Source organism: Devosia sp. A449, from assembly GCF_054489375.1.
In genome coordinates this window covers 1-16393 of sequence record NZ_JBTMWU010000007.1, presented here as the reverse complement: position 1 = coordinate 16393, position 16393 = coordinate 1, and the positions used below count along the sequence as shown (strand labels likewise).

Below are 16393 nucleotides of genomic sequence, written 5' to 3'. Positions count from 1 at the left end.
AGAATGCAAAGACGAAGCTTTCTGACTGGACTTGCCGTGCTCTCGGGCGCGCTGTTGTCCTCGACTGCGCTGAGCATGGCGCAAACCGACGCCAGTACTTTCTCCGGCACGCTGGTCGTGTCCGCAGCACTTGAGCCCAACAGCTTCAACGTGAACTACGACACGTTTGGCGGCGCGGGCTACATCAACCTCAACATCTATTCCAAGCTTGTCGGCTTCGACACCATTCTCAACGAAGTGTTTCCGGACCTGGCCGAAAGCTGGGAAATTTCCGAGGACCTTACGGTTTATACCTTCAGGTTGCGCTCCGGCGTCAAATGGCATGACGGCACGCCGTTCACCTCTGCCGACGTCAAATGGACACTTGATGACATCATCGCGCAGGGCGACAGCGCTGTGACCTTCAAGTTCCTGAGTGATATCACCTCGGTGGAAACGCCCGATGATCTGACCGTTATTGCGAATCTGTCGCGCCCCAACGGTATCATGGTGCAGAATTTTGCCAGTTATAATGGCTTCAACATCCTGCCCAAGCATCTGTATGAAGGAACGGACGCGCGCACCAATCCGGCCAATCTGGTGCCGATCGGCACAGGCCCGTTCCGCTTCGTGGAGCATGTGGCCGGCAGCCACGTCATGCTGGAACCTAATACCGGCTACTATCGTGACGGGCCCTATCTGGAGCGACTTGTCTTCCAGTTCATCCCCAATTTGGCAACCTCGCTGCTGGCGCTTGAGGCGGGCCAGATCGGCTACGTCACCGCGTCTCCGCCCTTCGCCGATGTGGCGCGTCTGCAGTCGCTGCCGGGTGTGAAGGTCGATGCGACCTCGTCGGCCATCGTCATGTGGTTCGGCTTCAACTTCGACAAGCCGATGTGGCAGGACCCGCGCATGCGGAAAGCCGTTTCACATGCCATCAACCGCGACGATTTCGTCAAGAAGCTGTATCTCGACCTTGTCAAACCGGCGTGGACGCATTTCACCTCGGCCGTACCATGGGCATATGATGAAACCGCTCGCCAGCCTGAATTCGATCTCGCCGAGGCCGAGCGCCTGCTGGACGAAGCAGGCTATCCCCGCGGTGCCGACGGCACTCGCTTCTCGGTCAATTTCATTGTGTTCCCGACCAATATCTGGGGCAGCCCCGAACAGGCGAACATGGTGAAGCAGCAGCTAAGTGCCGTAGGCATTGACGTGCAAGTCGAGGTGGTTGAGTTCGCCTTGCGCAACGAGGCCATCAGCAAGCGCGAATTCGACTTCGTGCATGGCGGCGGTTTGCGGGGCCCCGATCCGTCGGAGTTGGTCAACTACTACGATTCTCGCAGCCCGAAGAACTCGATGAAATACGCCAATCCGCGAGTGGACGAGCTCCTGGTCGCCGGACGTAGCGTTGCCGATCTCGACAAACGTCGCGAGTATTATAGCGAATTGCAGCACATCCTCGCCCACGATCAGCCCATGGTGACGCTGATCGAGTACGGCTACATGCGCACCTACCGCGAGGGTTATGACGGCTTCTTCTGGAACGAGCAGGCCGCCGGCAAGGTGAGCGAGCACATGTACAGCATGGTGAAGTTCAGCCAGCCCTGACGCCTCCGGGCACCGGCCTGGTGGCGGTGCCCTTCTCCCCTCCCGCGCATGCCGAAGATCGCAGCCCCTACCGGTTGCGGGACCGGTCGTGCCTTATCTTAAGGAACATAAATTGACTGACCTCGACCTTACCCCCCAACAGGCAGAACGGGCCGAAACGCTCCACGCCGAATCTCTCATCATCGACGGACTGGGCGGTGCCCTTGTTCATCCGGAGCCGCCGGAAGACCAGGGGCGCTCCTATATGGACCGCCTTGCGGAGTCGAACATCACCGCCGGCAACGTGACGCTGGTTGCGCATTCAAAGACTTTTGATGATGCGTGTCAGGAGATGTTCCACTACTTCAACCTGTTCCAGGTAATGCCGGACAAGGTGTTGCACGTTAAGACGGTCGCCGATATCGAGCGCGCCGCTCGCGAAAAGAAGTTCGGTATCATTTTTGGCTTTCAGAGCCCGACACCGGTCGACAAGGACTTCTGGCGCTGGACAATCCTCTATCAGCTCGGTCTGCGGGTTTGCTCGCTGTCCTATATGGAACCCAACCTGATGGCGGATGGCTGCATGGAGCCGCGCAATGGCGGCCTCAGCTACTACGGCCTACAGGCCGTAAACGAGATGAACCGGCTCGGTATTCTGATCGATCTGTCGCATGTCGGTGAGCGCAGCTCGCTCGAAGCGATTGAGAAGAGCCGCAAGCCTTGCGTCTTTTCGCACTCCAATGCCAAGGGCGTTACCCCGTCAAACCGCAACCTGACGGATGCACAAATTACCGCGGTGGCAGCAAAGGGTGGAGTCGTCGGGCTCAGCCCTCATGGCTTCATGTCACACAAGAAGGTCGGGGTGCAGCCAACGCTGTCCGACTATCTCGATCACTTCGAGTATCTGCAGAAGCTTGTCGGCGTTGATCATATCGGCCTTGGGTCGGACATTTTCGAGAAGCCCAAGCTGTCGTGGGAAACCACGACCAAGCTATTCTACAACAGCCCCTGGATGCGTGAGACCGTGCTGAACCGCGACTATGCCAAGGTTCAGCACGTTCGCAACCTCACCCGCGGCCTTGTGGCCCGCGGCTTTTCTGACGAAGAAATCAAGAAAATGCTTGGCGGCAATTTCATGCGCGTTCTGAAGCAAGTTTGGCGCGAAGGCTCGCTGACCTAAGGAGGGCACCATGACAAGATTCGATATCAAAATGCTGGGATCGCCTGAGGCAAGCAAGAATCGAGTCTTGCACCTTTCCGGCGACGCGTTCGAACAGGGACGGCAGCACGGCGCTGCCGTCCCTGACCTGATGCGCGCAAACCTCGACGTGGTGCGCGGCCAATTGGCACACAGCAAGTCCAGAGGCATTGGACAGGCTTATCGAGACGCCGCACATTTCGTTGAGACGCGGCAGCCGGGTTTGTGGCGTGAGTTCCAGGGGATGGCCGAAGGCAGCGGATTGCCTTTCGAGGATGTCCTGACCTTGAATCTGAAAGTTGCTTCGGTGCTGGGCTGGCTCGATGTCGAGTGCAGCCAGATCGTCAAGGTCGTTCACCTGGATGATGGTTCGTCCCGCACGCTGATGTGCAAGACCCGGGACCAGAAAGGCGGTCCCGTCGAGCATGTGGTGCTGCTGCGCCACTATGACGACGGCCAGGAAATGCTCGAAGTTCAGAAGGCAGGGATTATTTCCTACCCCGGCAGCATCCTGACTAGCGATGGATTTGGTCTGGGTACCAGTGGTGTATGGTGTGCCCGAACCCCGTTTGATCGGTCACGCCTGGCAGAAGCCGATATTGGCCCCAGCAGCCATCAGATCATGCGGCAATCAAAGTCCCTGGATGATATCGTTGGGCTGCTCGAGCAGCAGCCCAGATTAACAGGGATCAACTACACAGTCGCCCGCCCAGGCGAAGTCGCTGCCGTTGAGGTGACGGCGAATGCCGCCAGATTGATACCGGGCTCTCGGGGGCAAGTGGTCCGCACCAACCACTACTTCACCCCTGAATTTGCCGAACTATCGCCCCGGCCCGACGAGTATACGTCAACCTTCCACCGTTTCAGCCGCATTGAGGAACTGCTGCCCCATATTGTGACGCCAGAGGATATGTGGCAGCTAGCGCAGGATCACGTCGGCCACCCCCAGGACAGCGTCTGCCGCCATCGTACGACCAGTGCATCAGGTTCATTTACGACCTATGCCTCTGTCTTCATACTTGAGGAATTGACGGCCTATGTGGGGCTGGGAAATCCATGCGAGATCGCATTCTCCAAATAGGATAATGGGCAAGACACGCCTTATGCCGTCCACGCTAGCAGGCTGCTGCGCCCTTAGCGTGGATTGGCCGAATGTCCGCTGCTCGACCCATGTCGGTCACACGCAGATACCAATGCGTGGAAGTCGCTGCTCGTCAGTCGACGACTTGTCCCGACGTTCGCTTTTGGCTCTTTGATGATGATTGCTGAATATCTTCAAGGGGGGCATTGCTGACAACAACGAGGCCTAATGCCGACCGGCCGCCTGTGGCGTTCAGGAAACGATAGCGGACGGTGCTGTCATGACCTTACGGCGGATGGCTTCGAAAGAAGTCCGCGACCAACGCCACCACCTCTACCGGTGCCTCCCTGCAAGGCTGTGTCTTAAGCGCCCAATTCCGACCGGGGTGAAACACGTCCTATGAAGGGATTGGCCCTGGCATCTGCTTTGCCCAGGATGGCTGCCGAAAATGTCGTCCACTACAGGCGACAGCCCCTGAAGCCGGGGTTTAGTGTTGGACGCCTCTGACGCACCAAAGGCGCTTAAATTATAGGCTGAGCATGTGTAGGCGCCTACAACTAAGGCAACTTCCAGCCGATGGTTGAGCGGTTCAATCTAAGGCACTCCAAAAATGCATTTTCATTCAAAGACTTAATTGTCGGCAAGAGCCTGGCACGGGCTTTGCATTTTATCCGGCGATGCAAACACATCTGTCGGAGGTAAACATGACAGTCGTAAACCGCGTGATTGCGGGCCTGGGGCTCGGCGTGACGATGACTATGGGGGCGATCACGGTTCCGGCGATGGCTCAGGACGAGACCATCAAGGTCGGCGTCCTGCACTCGCTGTCGGGCACGATGGCGATTTCCGAGACGACCCTGAAAGACACGATGCTCTTCCTGATCGACGAGCAGAACAAGAAGGGCGGCCTTCTGGGCAAGCAGCTTGAAGCCGTCGTCGTCGATCCCGCCTCCGACTGGCCGCTGTTTGCTGAAAAGGCCCGAGAACTGATCGAGGTCAACGATGTCGTCGCCGTGTTTGGCGGTTGGACCTCGTCCTCGCGCAAGGCGGTCCTGCCGGTCTTCGAGGAACTGAACTCCATCCTGTTCTACCCCGTGCAATACGAGGGTGAGGAAAGCCAGCGCAACGTCTTCTATACCGGCGCCGCCCCCAACCAGCAGGCCATCCCCGCCGTCGATTACCTGATGGAAAACGAAGGCGTCGAGCGCTGGGTGCTGGCCGGCACCGACTATGTCTATCCGCAGACCACCAACAAGATCCTTGAGCAATACCTCAAGGACAAGGGCGTCGCCGCCGAAGACATCATGATCAACTACACGCCCTTCGGTCACTCCGATTGGCAGACCATTGTCACCGACATCAAGAATTTCGGTTCGGCCGGCAAGAAGACCGCCGTGCTCTCCACCATCAATGGCGATGCCAACGTGCCGTTCTATAAGGAACTTGCCAACCAGGGCATAAAGGCAGAGGACATCCCGGTCGTCGCCTTCTCGGTCGGCGAAGAAGAACTCGCCGGCTTCGACACCACACCGCTTGTCGGTCATCTGGCTGCCTGGAACTACTTCCAGTCCGTCGAAACCCCTGAAAATGCTGCCTTTATCGCCGCCTGGCAGACCTTCATGAACAACCCGGAAAAGGTCACCAATGACCCGATGGAGGCCCATGTCATCGGCTTCAATCTCTGGGTCCAGGCCGTGGAAAAGGCTGGGACGACCGATACCGATGCCGTGCTCGACGCCATCATTGGCCTTGAAACGCCAAACCTGACCGGTGGCATCGCCAAGATGCTGCCGAACCACCACATCACCAAGCCGGTGCTGATCGGTGAAATCCAGGCAGATGGCCAGTTCGAAGTGGTCTCCGAGAGCGATCTCGTCCCCGGCGATGCATGGTCCGACTTCCTGCCTGAATCCAAGATGATCGAGGCCGATTGGACCGCCCCGATCTCGTGCGGCAACTACAATACCGAAACCAAATCCTGCGGCGGCAGCACTGCCGTAGCCGCGCAGTAATCGCCGTCCCAACCCGGATGAAGGCGGTTCGCTGCCTTCGTCTATTGCACCGTGTCATTCCGGCGCAGGCCGGAATGACACCGAGTTTCCGCTCTGATTGGGGCCGCCATGACGTTCTCTAGATTGTTAGCAACGCTGGTTGTGGTGCTCGGGGCACTGCTGACTCCCGCTTACGCTCAGGTCGCCGATGCAGAGCTGACCCCACTTGTCGATGCCCTGGCCCCCGGCAGCTTCAAGGATCGCGAAGCTGCCATTGCCGCCGTCGTCGCCACCGGCGACACCCGCGTCGTGCCGCTGCTGCAGACGCTCGCAGAAGGCGACCTCTATGTCGGCAAGGCTGATGGCAAGGTTGTGTTCATCACCGGCAACGGCGCCACGCTCGGACTGGTTGATCCAGTTACGGCGGCCGAACTGGGCCAAGTGCCGAAGGCCGACGTCGAAAAGGTCAAGGTGAACAATGGCCTGCGGCGTGTCATCCGCACCGCCATTGGGCAGCTCACCCTGCTCAGCGACGATCCGGCAACCCGGCTCTCCGCCGCGCAGTCGATCCTCCGCGACGCCGATCCGGCCAATCTCGAACTGCTCGACAGCGGCATTGCTGCCGAAACCGATCCGGCGATCCTGCAGGTGATGGAAACCGCCCGTGCCGTCATCATCCTCAAGAGCGACGCTGCGCTGGAAGACAAGCAGGCTGCCCTGCCCCTCGTCGCTGCCATTGGCGGCCGCGATGCCCTGACCCTGCTGACATCAGCGCTCACCAACGCCCCCGACGCGCTCAAGCCTGCCATCCAGGCCAGCATCGACGGGCTGGCCCGCGACCGCGCTGTCTGGGATGTGGCACAAAATGTCTGGTACGGCATTTCGCTCGGCTCGGTGCTGCTGCTGGCCGCGATCGGGCTGGCCATCACCTTTGGCGTGATGGGCGTCATCAACATGGCCCATGGCGAAATGGTCATGCTGGGGGCCTACACCACCTTCGTGGTGCAGGAGACCATCCGCCGCTACTCACCCGATTTGTTCGATTATTCGCTGGCCATCGCCCTGCCGCTGGCCTTCCTGATCACGACGCTGATCGGCATTGCCATCGAGCGCGGCATCATCCGCTGGCTCTATGGACGGGCGCTGGAAACCCTCCTCGCCACCTGGGGCATTTCACTGATCCTGCAGCAGTCGGTGCGCTCGATCTTCGGCCCCACCAATCGCCAGGTCGGTAATCCCAGCTGGATGAGCGGCTCGTTCGACCTCGGTGGGCTCTCGATCACCTGGAGCCGGCTGTGGATCGTCATCTTCGCGCTGGTGGTGTTCGTCACACTGCTGCTGGTGCTCAAGCGCACGGCGCTGGGCCTGCAAATGCGCGCGGTCACCCAGAACCGGCGGATGGCCTCGGCCATGGGCATCCGCACCCCGTTTGTCGACGCCATGACCTTCGGGCTTGGCTCGGGCGTGGCCGGGCTGGCCGGCGTGGCGCTCAGCCAGATCGACAATGTCTCGCCCAATCTGGGCCAGGGCTACATCATCGATAGCTTCATGGTCGTGGTCTTCGGCGGCGTCGGCAATCTTTGGGGTACGCTGGTGGGCGCGCTGACGCTGGGCATCGCCAACAAATTTCTCGAGCCCTATGCAGGCGCGGTGCTCGGCAAAATCCTCATCCTGGTGCTGATCATCCTGTTCATCCAGCGGCGGCCACGCGGGCTGTTCGCCCTCAAGGGAAGGTCCATCGAAGCATGATCACCCAGGCCCTGTTCCGCGCCCTCGACAAGAAGGCCATCTGGCTGGTCGCCATGCTGATCGCCGTGGCGATCCTGGTGCCGGCGTCCAATTTGCTGCTGCCCGTCGGTCATCCGTTGCGCCTGCCCAATTATGCGGTGCCGCTGTTCGGCAAATACCTGACCTTTGCCATGTTGGCGTTGGCGCTCGATCTGGTTTGGGGCTATTGCGGCATTCTCTCGCTCGGCCACGGCGCGTTCTTTGCCATCGGCGGCTATGCCATGGGCATGTATCTGATGCGCCAGATCGGCAATCGCGGCATCTATGCAAATCCGGTGCTGCCCGATTTCATGGTGTTCCTGAACTGGAAGGAGCTGCCCTGGTACTGGCAAGGCTTCGACAATTTCTGGTTCGCCATGTTGATGGTGATGCTGGTGCCGGCGCTGCTGGCCTTCGTCTTCGGGTTCCTCGCCTTCCGCAGCCGCGTCACCGGGGTCTATCTCTCGATCATCACCCAGGCGATGACCTACGCGCTGCTGCTGGCGTTTTTCCGCAACGATATGGGCTTTGGCGGCAATAATGGGCTGACCGATTTCAAGGAAATCCTCGGCGCACCAATCTCCGCTGATACCACGCGGGCGGCGCTGTTTGCCGCTACGGCCATCGCGCTGGCGCTGGCTGTGCTCGTCTGTTCGATGGTGGTCAATTCCAAGCTCGGCAAGGTGATGGTGGCGGTGCGCGATGCCGAAAGCCGCACGAGGTTCCTGGGCTATCGCGTTGAATATGTAAAACTCTTCGCCTTCGCGGTCTCGGCTGTCATCGCGGGGATCGCCGGCGCGCTCTATGTTCCGCAGGTGGGCATCATCAATCCGGGCGAATTCGAGCCGGCCAATTCCATCGAAGTGGTGATCTGGACCGCCGTGGGCGGAAGGGGCACCATTATCGGGCCGATCATCGGCGCTGTTCTGGTCAATGTCGGAAAATCCTATTTCACCGGTGCCTTCCCCGAATTCTGGCTGTTTGCGCTCGGCGCGCTGTTCGTGGTCACCACGCTGTTCCTGCCCAACGGCCTTGTTGGGCTGATCGGCCAGTACCGCGCGCTGACCACCAAGCGCGAGCAGCACGACCGCGATGCCGCGGGCCCGGCCGAGGTGGATCCCCAACCCGAGCCGGCGGAGTAGGTCATGACCGAAAAGACCGAAACCATGCTCTATCTCGATGGCGTCTCGGTAGCGTTCGATGGCTTCAAGGCCCTCAACAAGCTGTCGATCATCGTCTATCCCGCGGAAATGCTGGCCATTATCGGGCCGAACGGCGCGGGCAAGACCACGATGATGGACATCATCACCGGAAAGACCCGCCCCGACGACGGCGAAGTGCTGTTCGACGGCCGCACCGACCTGACAAGACTGGACGAGGCCGCCATCGCCAATCTGGGCATCGGTCGCAAGTTCCAGAAGCCGACCGTGTTCGAGAGCCAGACCGTTTGGGACAATCTCGAAATGGCGTTGAAAAAACCGCGCGGCATCTTCCCGACGCTGTTCTACACCGCCAGTGCTGCCGACATTGCCCGCATCACCGAAATCCTCGACACGGTGCGCCTGCTGGCCCGCAAGGACCATCTGGCCGCCGATCTCAGCCATGGCCAGAAGCAATGGCTCGAAATCGGCATGCTGCTGGCACAGGACCCAAAACTGTTGCTGATCGATGAGCCCGTTGCCGGCATGACCGACAGCGAAACGGTCGAAACCGCCAAGCTGTTGAAAGAGATCGCCCGGACCCGCTCGGTGGTCGTCATCGAACACGACATGAGCTTCGTCCGCGACCTCGGCTCGCGCGTCACCTGCCTCGCCGAAGGCTCGGTGCTGGCTGAAGGCAGTCTCGATCAGGTCAGCGCCAACCCGGTCGTTATCGAAAGGTATCTGGGACGATGAGCACCACACTCTCGGTCAACGCTATCGACATGCATTACGGCGCCGCGCAGGCGTTGAAATCAGTGTCGCTGGACTGCAAGCCCAACCGCATCACCGCCGTGCTCGGCCGCAATGGCGTCGGCAAGTCCTCAACCCTGCGCGCCATCACCGGGGTTAACCCGATCAGCGCCGGCGAAATCATTCTTGACGGCGAGGTGCTGAAGAAATCACCGCCCTACAAGCGCGCCCGCATGGGTCTTGGCTATGTGCCGCAGGGCCGGGAGATTTTCCCGCTGCTGACGGTGAAGGAAAACCTCGAAACCGGCTATGCCGGCCTCAAGCGCGCCGACAAGACCATCCCGCCCTACATCTCCGAGCTCTTCCCCGTGCTGAAATCCATGTTGGGCCGGCGCGGCGGCGACCTCTCGGGTGGCCAGCAGCAACAACTGGCCATTGGCCGTGCTCTGGTCACCCGACCCAAGGTTCTGGTGCTCGATGAACCCACCGAGGGCATCCAGCCCTCGATCATCAAGGATATTGGCCGCGCCTTGCAATTCCTGCGCGACGAGAGGGGCATGACCATCCTGCTGGTCGAGCAATTTCTGGACTTCTGCCGGGAAATCGCTGACGATATTTATGTGATGGACCGCGGCGAAATTCAGCATGCGGGGGTCGCCAGCGACCTCGACCTGCCAGACGTTCGCCGCCACCTGATGGTATGATGTGAACCACGCCCTCGCTATCGCAGACCAGCCTATTATGCAGCGCGCCCGCGGCGTGGGCCGCATAGCGACCAAACTGCGCGACGGGGCCAGCGTCATCGATACGCTCTATCAGGACGGCTGCGCCAAGATACGGCTGCCCAATACCCACAGCGACGCAATCGAAGCCGTACTGATCAACACTGCCGGTGGCCTCACCGGTGGCGACCATTTGCAATGGGACGCCAAGGCGGCGCTCGGTGGCAGCATGGTGCTGACCACCCAGGCCTGCGAGCGGATTTATCGCTCCACCGGCGCATTGGCGCGGATCGAGACCCGCCTCGAAGTCGGCGCGAGCGGGCATCTCGATTGGCTGCCGCAGGAAACCATCCTCTTCGCCGCTAGCAGGCTTGATCGCCAGATCGATATCGACCTGGCAGAAGGCGCCAGCCTGACCGCTGTCGAGGCGGTGCTGCTGGGCCGGGACGCGATGGGGGAATTGGCCGCCGACGCCTATCTGCGCGACAATTGGCGCATCCGCCGCAATGGGCGGCTGATCCATGCCGAGGCGACCCTGCTCAGCGGCGAGGGCCGCGAGCGCGACGCCATATCGCTCCTCGACGGCGCACGGGCTTTCGCCACCATCATCCATATCGGCCCGAAGGCCCCTGCACACCTGGAGACAGTGTGGGCGCTGATGCTGTCGGGCGAGCAAATCGCCGCCAGCGTCATCGGCGAACGGCTGGTGGTGCGCGCCATGGCCGGCTCGGGGCTGGCCCTGCGCCGCATGATTGTCCCCATTCTCGCCGAACTCGCCGGGGCTGGTCGCCTGCCCCGCCTCTGGCACCTCTAGGGAAAGCCGCATGAACCTGACCCCGCGCGAAAAAGACAAACTGCTGATTTCGATGGCCGCCATCGTCGCGCGCAAGCGGCTGGAGCGCGGGGTCAAGCTCAACCATCCCGAGGCCATCGCGCTGATCACCGATTTCGTGGTCGAGGGCGCGCGCGATGGTCGCCCGGTGGCCGAGCTGATGGAGGCTGGCGCCCATGTCATCACCCGCGATCAGGTGATGGAGGGGATCGCCGAAATGATCGCCGACATCCAGGTCGAGGCCACCTTTCCTGACGGCACCAAGCTGGTGACCGTGCACCAACCCATTCGGTGACACCATGATCCCCGGCGAAATCATCACCTTGGCGGGCGATATCGAACTCAATGCGGGCGCCCCCCAGATCGCCATCGAGGTCGCCAATACCGGCGACCGGCCGATCCAGGTGGGCTCGCACTATCATTTCTACGAAACCAATACGGGGCTGCGCTTCGATCGGGAGGCCGCGCGCGGCATGCGGCTCGATATCGCCGCTGGCACCGCCATCCGCTTCGAGCCGGGCCAGACCCGCGAAGTCCGGCTGGTGCCGCTGGGCGGCTCGCGGATTGTCTACGGCTTCCACCAGAAGATCATGGGCGCGCTCTAGGCGCCTGTTCGGCCAAGAAAAATAGACGGAACCTGCCATGCCCGCTCGCATCTCCCGCGCCACCTATGCCGACATGTATGGCCCGACCACCGGCGACCGGGTTCGGCTGGCCGATACCGAGTTGTTCATCGAGGTGGAGAAGGACTTCACCATCTATGGCGAGGAGGTGAAATTCGGCGGCGGCAAGGTGATCCGCGATGGCATGGGCCAAAGCCAGAAGACCCGCGCCGAGGGTGCTGTCGACACCGTCATCACCAATGCGCTGATCATCGATCACAGCGGCATCTACAAGGCCGATATCGGCCTCAAGAACGGCCGCATCCACGCCATCGGCAAGGCCGGCAATCCCGATACCCAACCCGGCGTCACCATCATCATCGGCCCCTCCACCGAGATCATCGCCAGCGAAGGCCGCATCATTACACCCGGAGCGATGGACGCCCATATTCACTTCATCTGCCCCCAGCAGATCGAAGAGGCGCTGATGAGCGGCGTCACCACCATGCTGGGCGGCGGCAGCGGCCCGGCCCACGGCACGCTCGCCACCACCTGCACCGGTGCTTGGCACATCCAGCGCATGATCGAGAGCTTTGACGCCTTCCCGATGAATCTGGCGCTGGCCGGCAAGGGAAATGCCTCGCTCCCTGCCCCGCTCGAAGAAATGATCCTCGCCGGCGCCTCTTGCCTCAAGCTGCACGAGGACTGGGGCACCACCCCCGCCACCATTGATAATTGCCTCAGCGTCGCCGACGCTTTCGACGTGCAGGTGATGATCCACACCGATACGCTCAATGAGAGCGGCTTCGTGGAAGACACCATCGCGGCCTTCAAGGGGCGCACCATCCATGCCTTTCATACAGAGGGCGCCGGCGGCGGGCACGCGCCGGACATCCTTAAGGTCGCGGGCCTGCCTAACGTCATCCCCTCCTCGACCAATCCGACTCGGCCCTACACAATCAACACCATCGCCGAGCATCTCGACATGCTGATGGTCTGCCACCATTTGTCGCCGTCGATCCCCGAGGACGTGGCCTTTGCTGAATCGCGCATCCGCAGGGAGACCATCGCGGCCGAGGACATCCTGCACGATATGGGCGCACTCTCGATCATTTCGTCGGACAGCCAGGCCATGGGCCGCGTCGGCGAAGTGCTGATCCGCACCTGGCAAACCGCCGACAAGATGAAAAAGCAACGGGGCCGCCTGTCGCCCGAAACCGGCGACAACGACAATGCGCGGGTGAAGCGCTACATCGCCAAATACACCATCAACCCCGCCATCGCCCATGGGATGAGCGCCCATATCGGCTCGGTCGAAGTCGGCAAGCGCGCTGATCTCGTAATGTGGAGCCCTGCCTTTTTCGGCGTGAAGCCGGAAATGGTGCTGCTGGGCGGCTCGATTGCTGCCGCCCCGATGGGCGACCCCAACGCCTCGATTCCGACGCCCCAGCCGATGCACTACCGTCCGATGTTTGCCGCCTTCGGCAAGCTGCGCACCAATTCCTCGGTGACCTTCATTTCGCAGGCCGCCCATGAGGATGGCTTGCGCGGCAAGCTCGGCGTCGACAAGCAATTGGTGCCGGTCACCAATACCCGCAATATCGGCAAGGCCTCGATGATCCACAATGCCGCCACCCCGGAGATCAAGGTCGATCCGGAGACCTATGAGGTGCATGCCGATGGCGAATTGCTGACCTGCGAACCCGCCACAATCCTGCCGATGGCGCAGCGCTATTTCCTGTTCTAGCCCATTGGAGAACAAGCCCATGCTGCGCGCCATCTCCCATCTGCCCACCGGCCATGCACATGGCCAGCCCTTCGATAGCGTCGTACTGGACCATGAACAGCGCCGGCTGCGGCGCAAGCTGCTGAACTTGGTGGGCGGCGGCGAAGTCATGGTGGATTTCCCCCAGACCGTGACGCTTGAGCATCTTGGCGCGCTGCAGCTCGATGACGGGCAGCTGGTGGAAGTCGTCGCCGCGCCGGAACTGCTTTATGAAGTGCGCGGGCGCGATACCGCCCATCTGGTGCGCCTCGCCTGGCACATCGGCAATCGTCACACCTCGGCCCAGCTTGAGGCCGAGCGCATTCTGATCAAGCGCGATCATGTGCTCAAGCCCATGCTTGAAGGTTTGGGCGCGCGGATGATCGACGCGCACGAACCGTTTTTTGCCGAGCACGGCGCTTACCACAGCCATGCCGACACCGGCCATGCCCTGCTGGCGCGATGACCTCCAACCACGACCTGCAAAAGCTGCTGACCTGGCTGTCACCGGCCTTTCCGGTGGGCGCTTTCGCCTGGTCGGCGGGCCTGGAGACCGCAATTGTCACCCGCAAGGTGCATGACCGCGCCAGCGCTCAGGACTGGATTTCGGGCAATCTGCATCACGGCGGCACGCGCACCGACGCCATCCTGCTGGCTCATGCCCATCGCGCGGCGGGCGACGGCCCTGCCCTGCGCGATCTCGCCCATCTTTGCCTGGCCCTGACGCCGGCGCGTGAACGCCATGCCGAAACCCTCAGCATGGGCGATGCCTTCGTCACCGCGGCCCAAGCCTGGCCGGCAGATTACGACGCGCTGCCACGCCCCTGCCCCTATCCAATTGCCGTCGGCGCGATCTCTGCTGCGCATGGCATCGGGCTGGAGGCGACGCTGACGGCGTTCCTGACTGCCGTCGTGCATGGGCAGGTGTCGGTGGCGGTTCGGCTGGTGCCGATCGGCCAAAGCGATGGCCTTGCCATTCTGGCGGCGCTGGAAAGCGCCGTGTTTGCCGCCGCCGTGCAGTGGCAAAGCCTCGGCCTCGAGACCATCGGCGCCGTGGCCTATGCGACCGACATCGCGCAGATGGCGCATGAAACCCTGCCCACAAGGATATTCCGCTCATGAGCGCACAATTCACCCCGAGGTTGTCATGAAATCACCCAATGGCCCCCTGCGCATCGGCATTGGCGGCCCCGTCGGCTCGGGCAAGACCACGCTGTGCGAGATGCTGCTCAAGGCCATGCGCGAGCGCTATTCCATGGCCGTGGTCACCAACGACATCTACACCAAGGAAGATGCGCTGATCCTGGCGCGGGCGCAGGCGATTTCCGAGGACCGCATCGTCGGCGTGGAAACCGGCGGTTGCCCGCACACCGCCATCCGCGAGGACGCCTCGCTGAACCTGGCCGCCATCGCCGAGCTCAACCGCAGTTTTCCCGATCTCGATATCATTCTGATCGAAAGCGGTGGCGACAATCTGGCCGCCACCTTCTCGCCCGATCTGGCGGACTTGACGATTTACGTGATCTCGGTGGCGCAGGGCGAAAAAATCCCCCGCAAGGGTGGGCCGGCCATCGCCCGTTCCGACCTGTTGGTGATCACCCATACTGACCTGGCCCCCTATGTCGGGGCCAGCCTTGCGGTGATGGAGAGCGATACACAGAAGATCCGCGAGGGGCGCCCGTACGTGTTCACCGACTTGTTGCGGCGCGAAAGCCTCGATCAGATCATCGCCTTCATCGAAAGGGCCGGCGGGCTGCGCTGGCGCATGTCTCCCGAAAGTGGGGACCGGTTGCGGGATAAAGACATGCGCAAAAACAATGGTCTAAAGCGCATGGAGCGAATCTGAAAGATCGCGACGCGCTTTAGAGCATGCCGGTGAGGATGCCCACACCGGCGACGGCGGCCAGCCCGCCCGCCGCCCGCGACACCATCGAGCCGTAGCGATTGCCGGCGAGACCAAGGGTATAACCCAGCCCGATCCCCGCCCCGTGCAGCAGTGCCGTGGCCAGCACGAAGCCGGTGCCAAAGCTCAGGCCATCGGCAAGGGCGGGCATTTCCGCGCCGTGGGCATGGTCGTGGAAAATCGCAAACAGGCCGACCAGCCCCATCGCCGCTGCGACCGGCGCTTTAACATTGAGGGCCGCGACTGCGCCCAGCACAATCACCGAAAGCGCTATGCCCACCTCAACAAACGGGACTGCAAATCCTGCCACGCCCAGCGCGCCGCCCAATACCATCACCGAAATAAAGGTTGCCGGCACCAGCCAGAGGGCGCGGCCGCCGAGCTGGAACGCCAGCAGTCCAACCATTACCATGGCCAGGATATGATCGAGCCCCGACCACGGGTGGAGGAAGCCATAGGTGAAGCCGCCGCCACCAATATCGGTATGGGCAAAGGCCATACTGGGCATCGCGGCCAGAGCCAGCACGACCACAGTAAGTCTCACAAACTTGGCGGTCATGCACACATCCTGTTCACTACGCGCGACACACGGCATCAGTGTGTAGGTACGACATTTTTGCCTCATTGCAGGGCAGCTTGTCAATTTGCCGAATAGATAGCCAACACTCCGATTGCGGGGTCGGCGTGGCTGCTCCGGGAACCGCCAGGGCTGCCAATCCGTTGGCGCTACACTGTCCTCACCGAGGGCAGTCCAAAAGCAAAGCGTCCAATGATCCAGACTGCAGCGAACATGTGCTCAACCGAGTATGAGTTATACCCCCGTGTCTCTGATGCCGCTTTGTGGTCAGTGGAGCGCGGTGCTTCGCCAATTGTGGGCACGGCGATCCATAACGGGCATTGGTTGCGCGACGACGTGGGCGCGGCAATGGCGATCGATGACGCCGGACGGCTGCGCGAGGAAGACCCGTTCACCGAATTCGTTATCCGAGACGTGCCGAACCGGGTGGTGTTCCACCGCTCGCGCTTTGAGATCGATCTTAACCGCGACCGGGATGGTGCGGTCTATGTCAC

General features: G+C 61.5%; 17 protein-coding genes. 16 read left to right on the top strand and 1 reads right to left on the bottom strand.

Features of this window, described 5'->3' with window-relative positions; genetic code table 11:
- The first annotated feature begins 3 nt into the window (after positions 1–3).
- The 15 genes from ACX3OW_RS17280 (at position 4) to ureG (ending at position 15265) form a co-directional block, all read left to right on the top strand.
- On the top strand, positions 4–1590 hold the full coding sequence (locus tag ACX3OW_RS17280) for an ABC transporter substrate-binding protein (RefSeq protein WP_459097044.1): 1587 nt from the start codon (positions 4–6) through the stop codon (positions 1588–1590).
- A 112-nt stretch (positions 1591–1702) separates the two neighbouring features.
- Positions 1703–2749, top strand: coding sequence for a dipeptidase (locus ACX3OW_RS17275; RefSeq protein ID WP_459097043.1), 1047 nt, complete (start codon positions 1703–1705; stop codon positions 2747–2749).
- 10 nt (positions 2750–2759) lie between these two features.
- Complete coding sequence (locus ACX3OW_RS17270; RefSeq protein WP_459097042.1) at positions 2760–3848, top strand: C45 family autoproteolytic acyltransferase/hydolase; 1089 nt, start codon at positions 2760–2762, stop codon at positions 3846–3848.
- Positions 3849–4600: 752 nt separating this feature from the next.
- Positions 4601–5860 carry an urea ABC transporter substrate-binding protein gene (gene urtA / locus ACX3OW_RS17265; protein WP_459097207.1) on the top strand — a complete coding sequence of 420 codons (1260 nt, stop codon included), beginning with the start codon at positions 4601–4603 and terminating at the stop codon, positions 5858–5860.
- A gap of 108 nt (positions 5861–5968) precedes the next feature.
- Entirely contained in the window at positions 5969–7588 is a 1620-nt protein-coding gene (urtB, locus tag ACX3OW_RS17260; protein WP_459097041.1) for an urea ABC transporter permease subunit UrtB, read from the top strand.
- Positions 7585–8748: an urea ABC transporter permease subunit UrtC gene (gene urtC, locus ACX3OW_RS17255; protein ID WP_459097040.1), complete on the top strand. Its 1164-nt coding sequence runs from the start codon at positions 7585–7587 to the stop codon at positions 8746–8748. Before urtB ends, urtC begins: the two co-directional genes overlap by 4 nt.
- A 3-nt stretch (positions 8749–8751) precedes the next feature.
- Positions 8752–9501, top strand: a complete 750-nt coding sequence (gene urtD, locus ACX3OW_RS17250) for an urea ABC transporter ATP-binding protein UrtD (protein ID WP_459097039.1) — start codon at positions 8752–8754, stop codon at positions 9499–9501.
- Positions 9498–10202: an urea ABC transporter ATP-binding subunit UrtE gene (urtE, locus tag ACX3OW_RS17245; RefSeq protein ID WP_459097038.1), complete on the top strand. Its 705-nt coding sequence runs from the start codon at positions 9498–9500 to the stop codon at positions 10200–10202. The genes urtD and urtE overlap by 4 nt, the downstream gene beginning before the upstream one ends.
- A 37-nt stretch (positions 10203–10239) precedes the next feature.
- Positions 10240–11034, top strand: coding sequence for an urease accessory protein UreD (locus ACX3OW_RS17240; RefSeq protein WP_459097037.1), 795 nt, complete (start codon positions 10240–10242; stop codon positions 11032–11034).
- Between the two features lie 10 nt (positions 11035–11044).
- Positions 11045–11347, top strand: coding sequence for an urease subunit gamma (locus ACX3OW_RS17235; RefSeq protein WP_459097036.1), 303 nt, complete (start codon positions 11045–11047; stop codon positions 11345–11347).
- Between the two features lie 4 nt (positions 11348–11351).
- Complete coding sequence (locus tag ACX3OW_RS17230; protein WP_459097035.1) at positions 11352–11657, top strand: urease subunit beta; 306 nt, start codon at positions 11352–11354, stop codon at positions 11655–11657.
- A gap of 37 nt (positions 11658–11694) precedes the next feature.
- On the top strand, positions 11695–13401 hold the full coding sequence (gene ureC / locus ACX3OW_RS17225; RefSeq protein ID WP_459097034.1) for an urease subunit alpha: 1707 nt from the start codon (positions 11695–11697) through the stop codon (positions 13399–13401).
- A gap of 19 nt (positions 13402–13420) precedes the next feature.
- Positions 13421–13885 carry an urease accessory protein UreE gene (locus tag ACX3OW_RS17220; RefSeq protein ID WP_459097033.1) on the top strand — a complete coding sequence of 155 codons (465 nt, stop codon included), beginning with the start codon at positions 13421–13423 and terminating at the stop codon, positions 13883–13885.
- Complete coding sequence (locus ACX3OW_RS17215; protein ID WP_459097032.1) at positions 13882–14541, top strand: urease accessory protein UreF; 660 nt, start codon at positions 13882–13884, stop codon at positions 14539–14541. Before ACX3OW_RS17220 ends, ACX3OW_RS17215 begins: the two co-directional genes overlap by 4 nt.
- A gap of 25 nt (positions 14542–14566) precedes the next feature.
- Positions 14567–15265 (top strand): urease accessory protein UreG, encoded by a 699-nt coding sequence (gene ureG / locus ACX3OW_RS17210; protein ID WP_459097031.1) that lies wholly within the window; start codon positions 14567–14569, stop codon positions 15263–15265.
- A gap of 16 nt (positions 15266–15281) precedes the next feature.
- Here the strand turns inward: ureG and ACX3OW_RS17205 are convergent, their stop codons facing one another.
- Positions 15282–15881, bottom strand: coding sequence for a HupE/UreJ family protein (locus ACX3OW_RS17205; RefSeq protein WP_459097030.1), 600 nt, complete (start codon positions 15879–15881; stop codon positions 15282–15284).
- Positions 15882–16091: 210 nt separating this feature from the next.
- Between ACX3OW_RS17205 and ACX3OW_RS17200 the strand changes: the two genes are divergently transcribed.
- Positions 16092–16393: N-formylglutamate amidohydrolase (locus ACX3OW_RS17200; RefSeq protein ID WP_459097029.1), on the top strand; the 302-nt coding region annotated here is incomplete at its 3' end.